Here is a 15,491-nt window from a genome sequence, read left to right as displayed (position 1 = left end):
CACGCCCGCAAGAAGACCCGGCTGGCCATGCGGCGGCTCGGGGACGGCACCACCCGGATCACGGCCGTGGTCCCGGACGCGACTGCGGACCGGCTGGCGACCACCCTGGAGGCCTTCGCCTCACCCCGACGCGACGACGGCACCCGCACCGACACCGGCGAGTACCTGCCCTACGACCGCCGGCTCGGGCTCGCGTTCTGCCAGCTGCTCGAGACCCTCGACCCACAGCGCCTGCCCATCCACGGCGGAGACGCCACCACCGTGATCGTGACCATCGATATCGATCAGCTCCGCAAGGAAGCCGGGGTCGCCCAGATCCTCGGCGGCAGCCCGATCACCGCGGCCCAGGCCCGTCGTCTGGCCTGCGCCGCAGGCATCATCCCCGCCGTCCTCGACAGTGACTCCGAAGTCCTCGACCTCGGGCGCAAGGAACGCTTCTTCACCGCCGCGCAACGTCGCGCCCTCCTGCTCCGATCCGCAACCTGTGAGGCCGAGGGCTGCGACATCCCCGGCACCTGGGCCGAGGCCCACCACTGGCTCGCCTGGGCCCAAGGCGGTGGCACCGACCTCGACAACGCCGCCCTGCTCTGCTCCTGCCACCACCACCGCGCCCACGATTCGGCGTACCTCCACGAACGCCTCCCCAACGGCGACATCCGCTTCACCCGACGCAGATAGACCCTGGTTGCGAGCCAAGGGTGTGAGTGCCCGCGCGGCGTACGGTTGTGCCCATGGGCAACCCGATCGAGCCGACCCCGAACGGCATCAGACTCGCGGAGCCGGCGGATGCGCCGCGGCTCGAGGAGATCGCGCGAGCGGCGTACGCGAAGTACGTCGAGCGGATCGGGCTCGAGCCGGCGCCGATGAACGCGGACTACGCGGAGGCGATCGAGTCGGCGGAGGTCTGGGTGGCGACGGCCGATGACGAGGTCGCCGGCTACGCGGTCACGCGGGACCTCGGGGACGACGGTGTGCTGTTGGAGAACCTCGGGGTGGCGCCCGGCCATCAGGGGAGGGGCATCGGCCGGGCGCTGGTCGCTCAGGTCGAGGCTCGGGCGACGGCTCGCGGCGTGACCCACGTCGAGCTCTACACGCATGAGGCCATGACCGAGAACCGGCGACTCTACGCGCGGCTGGGGTATGGGGAGACCGGGTGTGCGGTCGAGCGTGGATACCGTCGCGTGCTCATGAGGAAGACCCTCTGACCGAGCGCCGACCTGGGTGATGTCGAACGGTTCCTAGGTCACGCGGCCGGCGTGCAGGATCTCGACGTCGATCGCTGACAGCTGCTCGATCACGGCGTCGGTCGGGTCGGCGTCGGTGATGATCCCGGTGATCTGACCCCAGGGGAGCACCCGGTAGGGGGAGGCGGTGCCGATCTTCTCCGAGGAGGCGAGGACGTACGTCTCGGCAGCGCGCGCGGCCAGGGCTCGTTTCATCGCGGCGTCCTCGGCGTCGCCGGTGGTGAGGCCGGCTTCCGGGTGGACGCCGGTGACGCCGAGGAGGCAGAGGTCGGCGGAGACGTTCTGGGCTGCTTCGACGGCTGCCGCTCCGCAGGCGACGGCGGAGTGCTTGAAGACCCGGCCGCCGAGGAGGAAGAGGTCGGCGCGGGGGTGCTGCAGCAGCGCCGAGGCGACCGGCGGGCTGTTGGTGATGACGGTGCACTCCAGGTCCGGGGGGAGTGCCTGGGCAACGGCGAGGGCGGTGGTGCCGCCGTCGAGGATGAGCGTGCTGCCGGGGCGTACGAGGCCGGCGGCCGTGGCCGCGACCGCACGCTTGGCGCCGGGCTCGACGGTGCGGCGAGCGGTGTAGTCGGCCACGGCGGGGGAGACGGGGAGGGCGCCGCCGTAGACCCGCTGGCACAGTCCCTCCGCGGCCAGGTCGCGCAGATCGCGCCGGATGCTGTCCTCGGAGATGCCCAAATCTGCCGCGACGTCCTTGGCCACGATCTTGCCGGTTTCGTCCAGAAGTTGGAGAAGATGAGCGCGGCGTTGCCCGACAAGCATGCACGTTCCTTTCTGTTTCTGCACATTATTGCATGTACGCTCGCGCCATGACGACAGCCAAAGCCGACGCGCGCCCCGGCGTCGAGGTCCCCGACCATCGCGGCCGGACGGGCCTCGACCGTGCCGGGCGGGACCTGACCCGCAACCCGGACGTCGTGGTCCGAGACGTCGAGCTGACCTCCCAGGGGTGGCACGTGCTCAGGCGCACGACGTTCGACTACCGTCGACAGGACGGGCGCTGGGAGACGCAGCAGCGCGAGACGTACGACCGGGGGAACGGTGCCGTGCTCCTTCCCTACGACGTCGAGCGCGGCACGGTTCTGCTGACGCGGCAGTTCAGATATCCGGCCTACGTCAACGACCATCCCGACGGGCTCCTCATCGAGGCGGCCGCCGGGTTGCTGGATGCCGATGACCCGGTCACCGCCATCCGCCGGGAGAGCGCCGAGGAGCTCGGCATCAGCCTGACCGACGTCGACCACGTCTTCGACGCCTACATGAGCCCCGGATCGGTGACCGAACGGCTCCACTTCTTCGCGGCCGCCTACTCCCCGGCCAGCCGCATCGGAGAAGGGGGAGGGGTCGCCGAGGAGGGCGAGGACATCGAGGTGCTCGAGCTCGGCTTCGCCGAGGCGCTCGCGATGACCCGCGACGGCCGGATCATCGACGGCAAGACGATCATGCTCCTGCAGTGGGCCGCCCTCGACGGGCCCTTCGCCACGGTCAGGAGTCGGCAGGCTTGCGGGTGAAGGTCAGGTGGGTGACGCCGCTGGGCGTCGAGACGGCCTCGATGTCGTAGTCGTTCTCGGTGCCCTCCAGGCCGTCCCAGACGCGTACGCCGCGGCCCAGGACGATCGGCACCTGGACCAGGTGCATCAGGTCGACGAGCCCGGCTGCGACGAAGTCGCGCACCACGGTCGCGCCGCCCCCGATGCGTACGTCCTGGCCGTCGGCCGCCTCGAGCGCGGCCTCCAGGGCCTCGGCCGGCGGCGCATCCAGGAAGTGGAAGGTGGTGCCGCCCTCCATCTCCAGCGGTGGCCGCGGCCGATGGGTGAGGACGAAGGTCGGTGAGTGGAACGGCGGGTTGGGACCCCACCAGCCCTTCCACTCGGGGTCGTCCTGCCATCCCGGCGGCCCGAACTTGTTCGCGCCCATGATCTCGGCCCCGATGCCCTGGCCGTGTCGCTGCGCGAAGGCGTCATCCGCGCCTGCGGTGCCCGACGCGTCCCAGAAGCGGGTGGCGAACATCCACTCGTGCAGGCGCTCGCCGGCATGGCCGAACGGGGCCTCGGCCGACTGCGGCTCCCCGGTCGCGAAGCCGTCGAGCGAGATCGAAAGATTGTGGACTCTGGTGAGTGGCATGGGTTCCTCCGTGAACCATGACGACGCCGAGGTCGGCTCGTCGCCTGCTCGAGACTACTGCCGAGAGTCCGGTCGCGGAGGTGGTCGAGGACGACGTCGATAGCCGCGGAGCACGGGAGTGCGAGACTTCTTCGCGTTTAACACATACGAAACAGGTCGTATCGTATCGTTGCGGCATGGCATCTGACGAGAAGCTCGGCCGGCCCACGGATGAGGACCTCACGCGTCGCATCCTGGAGGCGGCGGGAGGCCTGCTCGGCGAGAAGGGTTACGCCGGGCTGAGCGTGGAGAAGGTCGCCAAGGCGGTCGGTTGCGGCAAGACCGCGATCTACCGACGCTACGCCGACAAGGGCGCACTGGTCGCGGCGGTGCTCCGGTCACGGGTGGAGCTCGGGGCGCCACCTGACACCGGGGACGTACGCGCCGATCTTCTCGAGCACGCTCGTCAGAACCAGCGAAACCAGGAGCTCTCCCCGGAGCGGGTGCACGGCATGCGGGCGATGTTCGAGCCCGATGTCTTTCCCGCGCTGTGGGAAGGGTTCTTCCAGCACCGCCGTGAGCAGGGGATCGAGATCATCGACCGGGCGATCGCCCGAGGTGAGCTCCCTGCCGATGTCCACCACGACATCCTTCTCGACACGATCGCCGGGCTCACCCTCTATCGGCAGTCGGTCAAGCGCATCCAGATCGACGAGCGGCACTACGTCGACATCATCGACGCCCTCGTCACCCGACCGCCGCGCCGCTAGCCGGTGCCGACGAACAGGCCCACCATGTCCTCTGACGCCCCCACCCCGTCCACGCCGAAGATCAGCGCTCGCGCCATCGTCGGCTTCCTCGTCTTCTGCGAGCTCGCCAGCGGCTTCGTCCAGGGCTTCTACGCCCCGCTGCTCGGTGAGATCGCGGACCATCTCCAGGTCTCGGACTCGGACATCACCTGGTTCCTCACCGTGCAGACGCTCGCCGCGGCCGTCTGCGTCCCGCTGCTCTCGAAGCTCGGCGACATCTTCGGGCATCGCCGGATGCTGCGGATCGGCGTCGTCTCCGTGCTCGTCGGCACGATCGTCACGGCGTTCCTGCCCAGCTATCCGGTCGTCCTCGCCGCGCGGATCCTCATCGGGCCGCTCGCCGTATGGCTCCCGCTGGAGATCGCGCTGGTCCACAACCGGATCAAGGGCGACACCGCGCGCACGTCGATCGGCCTGCTCGTCTCCTGCCTCACCGGCGGCGCGATCCTCGGCACGATCTCGGCCGGGGTGTTCTCCGCGGTGCTGCCGAGCCTGACCCTGACGCTGCTCGTGCCGGTGCTGTTCGTGCTGGTCAGCGCCTATGCGGTCTTCGTCAAGGTGCCCGAGTCCACGACCCGCACCCGGACCAGGATCGACATGGTCGGGTTCGTCGGCATCGGCGTCGCGATGGTCGTGCTGCTAGTCGGGCTGCGGCTCGCCTCCAGCGAGGGGTTCGCCTCCGTCACGACGATCGGCACGCTCGCCGTGGCCCTGGTCGTCTTCGCGCTCTGGACCGTGTGGGAGCTGCGCGCGGAGGCGCCGGCGATCGACGTACGTCTCATCGTCTCCGGGCGGATGGGCCCGGTCTACCTCACCGCGTTCCTCTTCGGCATGGTCATGTTCGGTGCGCAGTCGCCCTCGACGACGTTCCTCACCGCCGACCCCGCCGAGACCGGCTACGGCTTCGCCGCCACGGCGGGCACAGCCTCCGCGGTCACCGCGGTCGTCACGATCCTGGCCACGCTCGGGGCCGCGGTCTTCGCACCGATCGCTCGCCGGGTGGGCATCCGCGCGGTGCTGGTCACCGGGGCCGTGCTGCCAGCCTGCGGCTTCCTCCTCCAGATCGCGTTCCATGCCGAGCTGTGGCAGATCTTCCTGATCTCCGCGGTCAACGGCATCGGCATGGGCCTGCTGCTCGGCGCCCTCCCCGCCCTCGTCGCCGAGCTCGCGCCCGGCGACCAGACCGGCATCGCGGCCGGGGTCTACAACTCGCTGCGCACGCTCGGCGGATCGGCCGCCGGAGCCGTCTTCGCCGTGGTGCTCGCCGCGTTCACGGCCTCGGGCTCGTTGAGCTCCTCGATCGGTGGGTACGTCTCGGTCTGGGCCGTCTGCGCGGGCGCGTTCCTCGTCTCCGCCCTCGCGCTCGCCGTCATGCGGATCCCGCGCGAGAGCGCGGCCGCCGCTGCACCCATCACCACCCCGACCACCGTCATCCCGGAAGGCTGATCCATGACCGCTCCCGACTTCACCGCCGACGCCGAAGCCCTCCTGCCCGACCTCATCGCCCTGCGCCGGGCGATCCACGCCGACCCCGAGCTGGGCCTCGAGGTGCCGCGTACGCAGCAGCGGGTCCTTGCCGCTCTGGAGGGCCTGCCGCTCGAGATCACCACCGGGACCCGCACGACCTCGGTCGTCGCCGTCCTGCGCGGCGCGCTGCCCGGGCCGACGGTGCTGCTGCGCGGTGACATGGACGCGCTGCCGATCGAGGAGGCGACCGGGCTCGACTTCGCCTCGACCAACGGTGCCATGCACGCCTGCGGCCACGACCTGCACACCGCCGGGCTCGTCGGTGCGGCCAGGCTCCTAGCGGCCCGTCAGGAAGAGCTCCACGGCTCGGTGATCTTCATGTTCCAGCCCGGTGAGGAGGGGCACGGCGGCGCCAAGGTCATGATCGAGGAGGGGCTGCTCGACGTCGCCGGCGAGCGGCCGGTCGCTGCGTACGCGATCCACGTCGGCCCCGGTCCGCGCGGTCTCTTCGCCACGCGACCGGGCGCGATGGCAGCCGGCTCCAACCATCTCTCGGTGACGGTGAAGGGTCGTGGCGGTCACGGCTCCCAGCCGCACCAGACCCTCGACCCGGTGCCGGCCGCAGCCGAGATCGTGCTCGCCCTGCAGAGCTTCGTGACCCGGCGCTTCGACGCGTTCGACCCGGTCGTGCTCTCGGTGACCCGCCTGTCCACCGGCGACGGCGCCATCAACGTGATCCCCGAGACGGTGGAGCTCGCGGCGACCGTACGCAACATGTCGCCCGCCTCGCTCGCGATCCTCCAGGAGGGCCTGCCGCGCGTGATCGAGGGGGTCGCCTCGGCCCACGGGCTGACGGCGCAGGTGCGGTTCGAGGTGATGTATCCCGTCACCGTCAACGATGCTGCCGAGACCGACGGGACGGTCGAGGTGCTCCGCGGCGCGTTCGGCGAGCAGCGGGTCATGATCATGCCGACCCCGATGATGGGCTCGGAGGACTTCTCCTTCGTCCTGGACGAGGTCCCCGGCACCTTCGTCGGCCTGCTCACCTCGCCCGCCGACACCGATCTCGCCACCGTGGAGTGGAACCACTCCCCGCGCGTCGTCTTCGACGACGCCCTGCTGGGTGACCAGGCGGCCGCACTGGCCGCGATCGCCTTCGCCCGCACCTCGCGCGGTGCCTCCGGCTCGGTCGTTCCCGGATGAGCGGGGTGCCGGGCGGCGAGGCCGAGGTCCTCAGTCGTGGAACCGGGCGCCCTTGACGATCCGGTCGACGGCGTTACGGGGGCCGCGCAGGGCGATGCCGACGAGATCGAGGTCGGCCGCGGGGACCGCGGCGACGGCGGCACGGTTGGCCTCGTCGTGGCCGGTGCCGAACAGCTCGCGGGTGTAGACGGCGAGGGAGACGTCGTCGCGGGCGGCGGCCTTCTCGCGAGCCCTGCTCAACAGGACGGAGTCGGCGCTCATCACCATCACCGGCTGGCGCAGCATGGGCAGATACTCGGTGTCGTCGCCGTCGCGGTAGGCCTCGCCGACGAGGCCGGGGGCGCTGGTCGCGATGCCGGACATCAGGAACGCGGTCACGTTGAGCTCCTGCCAGGGAGCGAGGTCCTCATCGAGGACAACCACGACCTTCGTGTCGAAGCGAGGTGCGGTCGTGGTTTCCTCGGAGGTCGTCTGAGCCGTTGTCATGCCTGAAGTCTGCGGAGTCGCCGATGCACGGTCTTGTACGTTTCTTGCATGGTCGATCACGTCCGCGCCTGGCACCCCGCGGTGCCGTCGTTGCGCGAGGTCTACCACGCACGGTTCGACCACTGGTATCCGATGCACACCCACGACGACTGGGCGGTGATGCTGGTCGACGACGGGGCGGTGGCGTACGGCCTGGACCGGGGCGACCACCAGGCCGTGCCCGGAGCGCTGACGCTGCTGCCGCCCGGGGTGCCGCACGACGGGCACTCCGCGATCGAGGGGAAGGGCTACCGCAAGCGGGTGCTCTACCTCGAGCCGGACTGGCTGCCGTCGGGCGCACAGGGCCTCGCCGTACGCCGGCCGACCCTCGCGGCCCCGGCCCCGATCGTGGCAGCCCGGCGGGTCCATGCGGCCCTTCGGGACCCGGGTGACCTGATGGCGGCCGAGCACTGGCTGCTCGCCGTCCGCGACCATGTTCTCGACCATCTCGGCAGCCCCGCGCCGACGCTTCGCGACGCACCCCTGGCCCGTCGTCTGCGGGAGCTCCTCGACGACCGGCTGACCGAGTCGTTCACGATCGCCGCGGCCGCCGATGAGCTCGGCAGTCATCCCAGCCATCTGGTCCGGGTGTTCTCGCAGACCTACGGCATCGCCCCGCACCGGTACCTCGTCGGTCGCCGCGTCGACCTCGCCCGCCGTCTGCTCGTCGACGGCCGCCGCCCCGCCGAGGCGGCGGCGCTGGCTGGCTTCCACGACCAGGCCCACCTCACCCGACACTTCCGCCGCATCCTCGGCGTGACGCCGGCGACCTTCGCCGCGCCGCGGCCCGGGCAAAGCAGGTGCGTGGCTCCGGCCGATGGTGCTGAATAGGCGCATGCCTTCCCCACATCGCGTCGTCGTCTGCGGTCCTGCGTCCTGGAACCACCTGATCGCCCTGGACCACCTGCCCGAGCCGGTGCCGCACATGCATTTCGCCCGCCGCTCGTGGCACACGATCGGTGGCACGTCCGCAGGCAAGGCGCTGCACCTGGCCGGTCTCGGCATCGACGTACGTCTGTGGGCTCCGGTCGGCGAGGACGAGGACGGTGCGCGGCTGCGGGAGCGGCTCACCGGGGCGGGCGTCGTCGTGGAGGCGATCGCGAGCGAGCAGACCGAGCGGCACGTCAACCTGATGGCCGACGGGGGAGGCCGGGTCTCGCTGTACGTCTCGACCCCCTCGACGCCGTCGGCCGCCGCGGTCGAGGCTGCGGCGAGCGCGGTGGCCGCGGCGGACCTCGCGGTGATCGACCTGAGCGAGCTCGGCCGGCTGGTGCTCGAGGCGATCCCCTCGCCGCGGACCCCGCTGTGGATGGACCTGCACGACTACGACGGCGCCACCGCGTTCCACGAGCCCTTCCTGCGCGCGGCCGAGGGTGTGTTCATGAACGACGACGGCACCGAGGACCCCTGGGGGCTGATGGCGTCGTGCCTCGACCGCGGTCCCCGCCTCGCCGTCTGCACGCTCGGCGCGAAGGGCGCGATCGCGCTGGAGGCGGACGGGACCCGGCACGAGGTGGCGGCGACACCGGCCACCGTCGTGGACACGAACGGTGCCGGCGACGCGTTCATGGCCGGCTTCCTGGCCGCATGGCTGCGCCGGGAGCCGGTCGACGTCGCGCTCCGGGCCGCGGCGGACCAAGCGCAGGTCGCGATCGAGACCGAGCACCTCCACCCGGCGCTGGCCCGGTAGCCCGGCCGGCGGGGGCGGCTGCTAGCCGGTGACCTCCTCCGGGTGGGCCGGCACGGTCAGCAGGGCCAGCATGGCGATCACGGCAGCCCCGGCGAAGGCGTAGAAGCCCCAGGGATAGGCGATCCCGGCGGTGAGGAGCGCGCCGCCCAGGAACGGCCCGACGATGGCGCCGACCCGGCCGATGCCTGCGGACATGCCCAGCGCGGTGCCACGGATCCGGGCCGGGTAGAGGTGGCTGACGAAGGCGTAGACGAGCACCTGAGCGCTGAAGACGAAGACTCCGGCGGCCAGCACCGCGGCGTACACCAGCAGGCTGCTCTCCATCTTGATCGAGAGCAGGGCCAGCATCACCGCGGCGACGGCGAACCAGGCCACGACCGTCGGCTTGTTGCCCTTGGCGTCGGAGATCAGGCCCGCCAGGACGAGTCCGATGACCGCCCCGACGTTCAGGGTGAGGAGCAGACCGAGGCCGGCGTCGAGGGAGTAGCCCGCCTCGCCCATGATCGTCGGCAGCCAGGTGTTGAGGCCGTAGACCAGCAGCAGTCCGCAGAAGGACGCCGCCCACAGGCCCAGGCTGACCCACAGCAGGCGACCGCGGACGACCTCGGAGGGACGTACCTTCTCGGTCTCGACCGTCTCCAGGTAGGCCTGCGACTCCGGGAGCTTCGCCCACATCACCGGCACCGTCAGCAGGCCCGCGATGCCGCCGATCACGAACATCGCCTCCCAGCCCAGGTTCGGGATCACCCACAGGGCCAGCAGGGCGGTGAGCACGGCCCCCACGTGGTAGCCGGTCATCATCCGCGTCATGGCGGTGCCCGAGCGACCCTGGCGAGCGTGTTCGCTCATGAACGCCAGCGCCGTCGGCAGGCAGGCGCCCAGGCCCAGGCCCGCCAGGAAGCGCAGCGCGATGAAGACCGTGGCGTTCGGCGCGAACGCGACCGCCAGCGTCAGCAACGAGAACAGGGCGATGCTGCTGATCAGCGTCCGGCGCCTGCCGAACCGGTCGGCCAGCGGGCCGATGGCCACCGCGCCGATGCCGACACCGACCAGACCGAGCGTCGCGGCCGTGGTCAGGGAGGGCCCGGTGAAGCCGAGGTCGCCGGTCTTGGCCAGGGTCGGGATGACGGCGCCGAGCACGACGAGGTCGTAGCCGTCCAGGGCGACGGCGAGCCAGCAGAGGACGACCGGCCAGAGGTTTCGGGTCTCGCCGCCGACAGCGGTCGACGAGGTAGCTGGTGACACGTTCATGGGATGAAACCTAGAGCCAAAGGTCCTGTGACCATCGACACAGCTTCCGCTCCGCGGAAGTGGTGCCAAAATTTTGTCAGCGGCCCGCTGTCAGCCGCCGAAGGCGGGGTGGAGCGGCCTGCCGGACCCCTTGGAACGGGTGGTCGCGCCGGCCTCGATCGGGTCGAAGGTCCACAACGCGTACGTCCCCGGCCCGACGTGCAGCGTCGAGTTGCCGATGGTCTCGGTGTGGGGCTCCTCGGCCGGCTCGTTGAGGGCGAGGATGATGTGGCGTACGCCCGCCTCCTCGGCCGGAACCGGCAGCAGGCGGATCGTGGTCATGCCGTCGAAGGCGAGAACGCCACCGTCCTTGAGGACACGGATGGTGATCCCGGCGGCGCGCCACAGCGGCACCATCTTCTCGATGTCGGCGGCGGTCGTGGCGATCTGGATGCCGATGACGTCGCGCATCTGGTGGTCGAGGTAGCGGTCGCGGTTGTAGCGATCGCGGCTGACGTCGCCCTCGTAGGCGGCCGGCGGGAAGGAGAGCCGCGGGTCGTCGAGGAACTCGTCGCGGTATTCCATCGCCCAGGAGAAGAAGGTGTCGTAGGTCGAGGTCGTGTAGGCGGCGTCGAACCACGGGATCGGCTCGCCGTCGCCGAGGTCGGTCACCTGGGTGAACTCGACCGGGTCCGCGACCAGCTCACGCAGGTTGGCGGCCGCGATGGCCAGGTCGCCGTCCTGGTCCGCCGAGACGGCGATCCCGGTGTCACCGGCAACCGCGTCGGGGGCGTCGCCCGGCCCGAAGAACTCCAGGTAGGTCTCCTTGCCGAGCAGGTAGCGACCGGTCCAGGTCGAGCTCCCGTCGTTGCCGGTGTTGATCCGGCGGTCGGCGAACTGCTCCAGGTAGTCGGAGTGCTCGATCGCGTCAGCCGTCTCCCGGTCCACCATCGCCCAGGCGTGGTTGAAGGCCAGGAGCGGGTCCGGACGCCCCTCCTCAGTAGGGGCTGCCTCCGAAGCCTGGGCGGGGGCCGCCAGGGCCCCGGAGGTGATGGCGATGGAGGCGATGGCGGCCGCGACGAGGCCCGAGAGTGGAGTCCGCATGCGTCCCAGTCTCGGTGACCGAGGCGCTCCTGTCTTCGGAATTCGGCGGCCGGTGGCCGGTTCGGTCAGGCGCCGTGGGAAGCGGTCGCCATGGTGGCGCCGAGTCCGATCATCAGGACGCCGCCGCCGGCGCCCAGGCCGTCGAGGCGCTTGGGTTTGCGGGCGAACCAGGCCTTGGCGCGGCTGGCGGCGAGGACCCAGCCGGAGTCGCAGGCGAAGGCCATCGCCGAGAAGATCGCACCGAGCAGCAGGATCTGCGGAACGGCCGGCGCCGAGGTGTCGATGAACTGGGGCAGGAACGCGAGGTGGAAGACGATCGTCTTCGGGTTCGTCGCGCCGACGATGACGCCGGTGCGGACCGCACCCCACCCGGTCACTCCGGCGACCTCGCCACCGCCCAGGGCGGTGCGGGCGTCGGCGCGGTGACGGATCGCCTGGATCCCGAGATAGACGACGTACGCAGCGCCGACCAGCTTCACGACGGTGAAGGCCGTCGCGGACGCGGCCACGAGCGCGCCGAGCCCGACGGCCACCGCCAGGACCTGGGCGAACTGGCCGGACGCGTTGCCGCCCACCGACAGCACCGCGTCGCGGCGCCCGGCGGTCAGCGCCCGGCCGAGGGCGAAGAGAACGCTCGGGCCCGGGATCAGGATGAAGACGAAAGAGGCCAGCGCGAAGGCGGCGAACTGGTTCAGGGACGGCACGATCTTGATTGTGCGCCACGGCGGGCCCGACGTACGAACCATTTCTGGCAGGCGAGACGCGGTGCGGGCGGCCTGGTCCTGGCGCGGATCACGCGCCATGGGTGATCCGCAAGTCGCGCGGGTCGTCTCCAATGGCTGTCATGAGCAAGATGACGCAGACAGCGGTGACCGCCGGATCGGGAGCCGTCCTGTTCACGCTCGCCTCGGCGCAGTTCCTGATGACGCTGGACAGCTCGGTCATGAACGTCTCCATCGCAACGGTCGCCGAGGATCTCGACACGACGGTCACGGGGATCCAGACGGCCATCACGCTGTACACGCTGGTCATGGCCAGCCTCATGATCACCGGCGGAAAGGTCGGTCAGCTGCTGAGCACCAAGCGGGCCTTCGCGATCGGCTGCGTCATCTACGGGGTCGGCTCGTCGACGACGGCACTGGCTCCCAACCTGACCGTGCTCCTCATCGGTTGGTCGTTCCTCGAGGGTGTCGGGGCCGCGCTGATCATGCCGGCGATCGTCTCGCTCGTGGCCACGAACTTCGCTCGGGCCGAACGACCGCGTGCGTACGGACTGGTGGCGGCGGCGGGCGCGATCGCCGTGGCCGCAGGACCGCTGATCGGTGGACTGCTCACCACGTACGCCTCCTGGCGGCTGGTGTTCGCCGGGGAGGTCCTGATCGTGCTGGGCATCCTGCTCCTGACCAAGAGGATGACGGACTCCCCGGCGGATCCGAGCGCACGCCTCGATCTGGTGGGCACCGTGATGTCGGCGCTCGGGCTCGGCCTGGTCGTGTTCGGGATCCTGCGCGCGGGGAGCTGGGGCTTCCTGATCCCCAAGGAGGGCGCGCCGTCGTGGCTCGGCGTCTCGCCCGTCCTGTGGCTCGTCATCGCCGGTGGACTCGTGCTCCGGGCGTTCCTCGGATGGGAGCGACGGCGTCAGCAGGCGGGGACGTCAGCGCTGATCGACCCGGAGATCCTCGACAACAGGGTGTTGCGTGGCGGCCTGACGTCCTTCTTCTTCCAGTACCTCCTGCAGGCCGGCCTGTTCTTCTCGGTGCCGCTGTTCCTGTCGGTGGCCCTCGGACTGTCGGCGGTCGAGACCGGCGTACGCATCCTTCCGCTGTCCCTCACCCTGCTGCTCGCCGCTGTCGGTATCCCCAAGCTCTTCCCGGATGCCTCGCCCCGCCGGGTGGTCAAGCTCGGGTTCACCGCCCTCTTCGCCGGCAACGTCTCCCTGCTGGTTTCGCTGGAGGTGGGTGTCGGGCCCGAAGTCGTCACGTGGCCGATGCTGCTGGCCGGGCTCGGCGTGGGCGCGCTGGCCTCGCAGCTGGGCAGCGTCACCGTCTCCGCGGTCCCGGACGAGCAGAGCTCGGAGGTCGGCGGGCTGCAGAACACGGTCACCAACCTGGGCGCGTCGATCGGCACGGCCCTGGCGGGCGCCGTGCTGATTTCCGCCCTGACCTCGTCGTTCCTCACCGGGATCCAGGACAACCCCGACGTCCCCGACAGTCTCTCCTCGACGGCTGCGGTCGACCTGGCCGGGGGAATCCCCTTCGTCCCTGACGACGCGCTGGAGGACGCCTTGGCCGATGCCGGCGTGCCCGACAGCGAGTCGGCCGCGATCATCGAGGAGAACTCGGCCGCCCGCCTCGACGGGCTGCGGGCTGCGCTGTCGGTGCTCGCGCTGATCTCGCTCGTCGCCCTGTTCTTCGCCCGCCGGGTGCCCACCAGGCAGCCCGGTGCCGAGCCGATCGCCTCGAGCGGGCCATGAGCACCTCTCCGGCAGACGAGTCCGACGCGTCCCGGCCCGCTGCCCGGCAGCAGGCCCGGAGGTCGGAGTGGTTGCAGACGTTGGGTGCCGTCGTGGGGATGCTCGGGGTCTACTTCGTCGCACCTTTCGGCCAGGACGACGACCCGTTGCCGCTGGCCGTCGCGATCGTCATCTCGGTGGGCGTGGTCCTGGTCCTGACGGTCATGGTCTCGCGCAGGATCCTTCGGGTGCTCGACGGCAGCTCGTCCGAAGGGCTTCCCGGCCTCCTCACCGTGCTCGTGCTCGTCGTCGTGGCCTTCTCGGCCGCCTACTTCCTGCTGGCCCGTTCCGAGCCGGGCGAGATGGCGGGACTGGATACGCGGCTCGACTCGCTGTACTTCACGCTCAGCACGACGGTGACGGTCGGCTACGGGGACATCCATCCGGTCGGCCAGGCGGCGCGCGGGATCGCCTGTATCCAGTTCGCGTTCAACGCGATCCTGGTCACCGGGCTCGTGCGCGCGATCTTCTACCAGGCGCAGACCAAGAGGGCTCGCGGCTAGCCGGCCCGGGAAGCGTTGATCTGCTCGACGAGGATGTCGCCGTGCCCGGCGTGGCGGGCGAGCTCCTGGATCAGGTGAACGTAGACGAACCGCAGCGACACCGGATTCCCGTTCCAGTCGAACTGCTCGTCCAGATCATGTCCGGCGGCGACCTCGCGGGAACGCTCGCAGGCCGCGCGGTGAGCCATCCGGACGGACTCGACGGTGTCCTCGGGGTCCAGCACGAAGCTCTCCTCGACGGTGTCGGGCAGCCCGATCTCCTGGCGCGGCACCCCCGCGACTCTGGCGTGAAACCACACCTTCTCCACGAAGGTCGCGTGCTTGACCAGCGCCAGTGGTGTGGTCAGCGACGGGACCAGCCGCCGTCGCGCCTCCTCCTCGTCGAGGTCCTCGAGGATGCCGGTGATCTCGTCCCGCTGGATGTCGACCATTCCTTCGAGAAGCGCGCGCTCGTCCGCCTGTCCGATCTTCATGCGCGCAGGCTAGCCGGGCGTCCGCCGGTGCCCGACGTGCGGGGCGCAGCGCTCCCCGACGTACGCCTCGGCCCGCCGGCGATCCCAGCCGCGCGCCTCGTGGAGCCCGCGAACGAGCATCGCGACGTACGCAGCCGACGGCTGGGTGTGGGGGACGGCGTCGAAGCCGTGCGAGGCGGTGAAGGTGAGCATCGGCAAGCCGTCGCGGCGGCCGACCTCGATCAGGGTCTCGTAGTGCCCCGGTCCTGCCTCGTGACGGCCCTCCTCGAGCCCGTCGATGACGACCTTCTCGATCGGGTCTCCGGGAGCGGGGAGCCGGTCCATCTCCTGGGCGGCGACGTCGGCGAACTGCTCGGCGGTCATCCGGAAGGCCCGGGCCGCGGTCCACGATCCGGCCGCGTCGTGGTCGTAGAAGGCCATCCCACCCGTCCACGTCGTCGACTCACCCGCGAAGTAGAGCCGCCCGGGCAGGTCGACGGCGACGTCGTCGACCGGCATGGCCGGTGTGCGGGCTCCGACGCACGAGCGCCGCGCGCCCACCGGTCGGCCGCCGAGCAGGTAGGTGCGGAGGCGGTCGCGGCACATGTTGGATCCATAGCTGACGTACCAGACCTCGGGGCTCATCGCG

Annotated in this window: 18 protein-coding genes; 10 read left to right on the top strand and 8 right to left on the bottom strand. The window is 70.7% G+C overall.

The genetic code is table 11. The features are described 5' to 3' along the window. The coding region (locus tag ACZ6WN_RS20840; protein WP_465867240.1) for an HNH endonuclease signature motif containing protein at positions 1 to 678 on the top strand (678 nt) is incomplete at its 5' end. Between the two features lie 53 nt (positions 679 to 731). Next, positions 732 to 1,205 carry a GNAT family N-acetyltransferase gene (locus ACZ6WN_RS20835; RefSeq protein ID WP_465867238.1) on the top strand — a complete coding sequence of 158 codons (474 nt, stop codon included), beginning with the start codon at positions 732 to 734 and terminating at the stop codon, positions 1,203 to 1,205. A gap of 33 nt (positions 1,206 to 1,238) precedes the next feature. Here the strand turns inward: ACZ6WN_RS20835 and ACZ6WN_RS20830 are convergent, their stop codons facing one another. Continuing rightward, entirely contained in the window at positions 1,239 to 2,006 is a 768-nt protein-coding gene (locus ACZ6WN_RS20830) for a DeoR/GlpR family DNA-binding transcription regulator (RefSeq protein ID WP_465867237.1), read from the bottom strand. A gap of 47 nt (positions 2,007 to 2,053) precedes the next feature. Here ACZ6WN_RS20830 and ACZ6WN_RS20825 point away from each other — a divergent pair, with 47 nt between their 5' ends. Further along, positions 2,054 to 2,755, top strand: a complete 702-nt coding sequence (locus ACZ6WN_RS20825; RefSeq protein ID WP_465867235.1) for an NUDIX domain-containing protein — start codon at positions 2,054 to 2,056, stop codon at positions 2,753 to 2,755. Here ACZ6WN_RS20825 and ACZ6WN_RS20820 read toward each other — a convergent pair. Continuing rightward, positions 2,730 to 3,368, bottom strand: a complete 639-nt coding sequence (locus ACZ6WN_RS20820) for a dihydrofolate reductase family protein (protein ID WP_465867234.1) — start codon at positions 3,366 to 3,368, stop codon at positions 2,730 to 2,732. The two genes, ACZ6WN_RS20825 and ACZ6WN_RS20820, sit on opposite strands and share 26 nt — an antisense overlap. Before the next feature lie 176 nt (positions 3,369 to 3,544). Here ACZ6WN_RS20820 and ACZ6WN_RS20815 point away from each other — a divergent pair, with 176 nt between their 5' ends. From ACZ6WN_RS20815 to ACZ6WN_RS20805, 3 genes are read left to right on the top strand one after another with little or no spacing between them, the layout of a single operon-like run. Continuing rightward, a complete protein-coding gene (locus ACZ6WN_RS20815) occupies positions 3,545 to 4,117 on the top strand; it encodes a TetR/AcrR family transcriptional regulator (protein ID WP_465867233.1) in 573 nt (190 codons plus the stop codon). 24 nt (positions 4,118 to 4,141) lie between these two features. Then, positions 4,142 to 5,602: an MFS transporter gene (locus ACZ6WN_RS20810; RefSeq protein ID WP_465867232.1), complete on the top strand. Its 1,461-nt coding sequence runs from the start codon at positions 4,142 to 4,144 to the stop codon at positions 5,600 to 5,602. 3 nt (positions 5,603 to 5,605) lie between these two features. After that, on the top strand, positions 5,606 to 6,826 hold the full coding sequence (locus ACZ6WN_RS20805) for a M20 metallopeptidase family protein (protein ID WP_465867230.1): 1,221 nt from the start codon (positions 5,606 to 5,608) through the stop codon (positions 6,824 to 6,826). A gap of 30 nt (positions 6,827 to 6,856) precedes the next feature. On the opposite strand, the gene ACZ6WN_RS20800 is transcribed toward ACZ6WN_RS20805, so the two are convergent. Continuing rightward, positions 6,857 to 7,312 carry a DUF2000 family protein gene (locus ACZ6WN_RS20800; protein ID WP_465867229.1) on the bottom strand — a complete coding sequence of 152 codons (456 nt, stop codon included), beginning with the start codon at positions 7,310 to 7,312 and terminating at the stop codon, positions 6,857 to 6,859. A 48-nt stretch (positions 7,313 to 7,360) separates the two neighbouring features. Here ACZ6WN_RS20800 and ACZ6WN_RS20795 point away from each other — a divergent pair, with 48 nt between their 5' ends. Both ACZ6WN_RS20795 and ACZ6WN_RS20790 read left to right on the top strand, forming a co-directional pair. Beyond that, positions 7,361 to 8,182, top strand: coding sequence for a helix-turn-helix transcriptional regulator (locus ACZ6WN_RS20795; RefSeq protein WP_465867227.1), 822 nt, complete (start codon positions 7,361 to 7,363; stop codon positions 8,180 to 8,182). A 4-nt stretch (positions 8,183 to 8,186) separates the two neighbouring features. Continuing rightward, complete coding sequence (locus ACZ6WN_RS20790) at positions 8,187 to 9,041, top strand: carbohydrate kinase family protein (RefSeq protein WP_465867225.1); 855 nt, start codon at positions 8,187 to 8,189, stop codon at positions 9,039 to 9,041. 21 nt (positions 9,042 to 9,062) lie between these two features. Here the strand turns inward: ACZ6WN_RS20790 and ACZ6WN_RS20785 are convergent, their stop codons facing one another. From ACZ6WN_RS20785 to ACZ6WN_RS20775, 3 genes are all read right to left on the bottom strand, one after another. Further along, positions 9,063 to 10,292, bottom strand: coding sequence for an MFS transporter (locus ACZ6WN_RS20785; protein WP_465867224.1), 1,230 nt, complete (start codon positions 10,290 to 10,292; stop codon positions 9,063 to 9,065). 90 nt (positions 10,293 to 10,382) lie between these two features. After that, positions 10,383 to 11,375 carry a DUF5829 family protein gene (locus tag ACZ6WN_RS20780; RefSeq protein ID WP_465867223.1) on the bottom strand — a complete coding sequence of 331 codons (993 nt, stop codon included), beginning with the start codon at positions 11,373 to 11,375 and terminating at the stop codon, positions 10,383 to 10,385. 65 nt (positions 11,376 to 11,440) lie between these two features. Beyond that, complete coding sequence (locus tag ACZ6WN_RS20775) at positions 11,441 to 12,079, bottom strand: LysE family translocator (protein WP_465867222.1); 639 nt, start codon at positions 12,077 to 12,079, stop codon at positions 11,441 to 11,443. A 140-nt stretch (positions 12,080 to 12,219) separates the two neighbouring features. Here ACZ6WN_RS20775 and ACZ6WN_RS20770 point away from each other — a divergent pair, with 140 nt between their 5' ends. Together ACZ6WN_RS20770 and ACZ6WN_RS20765 are read left to right on the top strand one after the other, a co-directional pair. Next, the gene (locus ACZ6WN_RS20770) at positions 12,220 to 13,848 is read left to right on the top strand and encodes an MFS transporter (protein ID WP_465867220.1); all 1,629 of its coding nucleotides are present in this window, start codon (positions 12,220 to 12,222) and stop codon (positions 13,846 to 13,848) included. Further along, positions 13,845 to 14,390: a potassium channel family protein gene (locus ACZ6WN_RS20765; protein WP_465867219.1), complete on the top strand. Its 546-nt coding sequence runs from the start codon at positions 13,845 to 13,847 to the stop codon at positions 14,388 to 14,390. The genes ACZ6WN_RS20770 and ACZ6WN_RS20765 overlap by 4 nt, the downstream gene beginning before the upstream one ends. On the opposite strand, the gene ACZ6WN_RS20760 is transcribed toward ACZ6WN_RS20765, so the two are convergent. Both ACZ6WN_RS20760 and ACZ6WN_RS20755 read right to left on the bottom strand, forming a co-directional pair. Then, positions 14,387 to 14,863, bottom strand: coding sequence for a DinB family protein (locus tag ACZ6WN_RS20760; protein WP_465867217.1), 477 nt, complete (start codon positions 14,861 to 14,863; stop codon positions 14,387 to 14,389). The two genes, ACZ6WN_RS20765 and ACZ6WN_RS20760, sit on opposite strands and share 4 nt — an antisense overlap. 9 nt (positions 14,864 to 14,872) lie before the next feature. Continuing rightward, entirely contained in the window at positions 14,873 to 15,487 is a 615-nt protein-coding gene (locus ACZ6WN_RS20755; protein WP_465867215.1) for a histone deacetylase, read from the bottom strand. Positions 15,488 to 15,491 lie beyond the last annotated feature (4 nt).

The organism is Nocardioides sp. NPDC054178, assembly GCF_055585005.1.
Note: the sequence above shows the minus strand (reverse complement) of the source record. Positions and strands in the feature narration are given on the sequence as shown.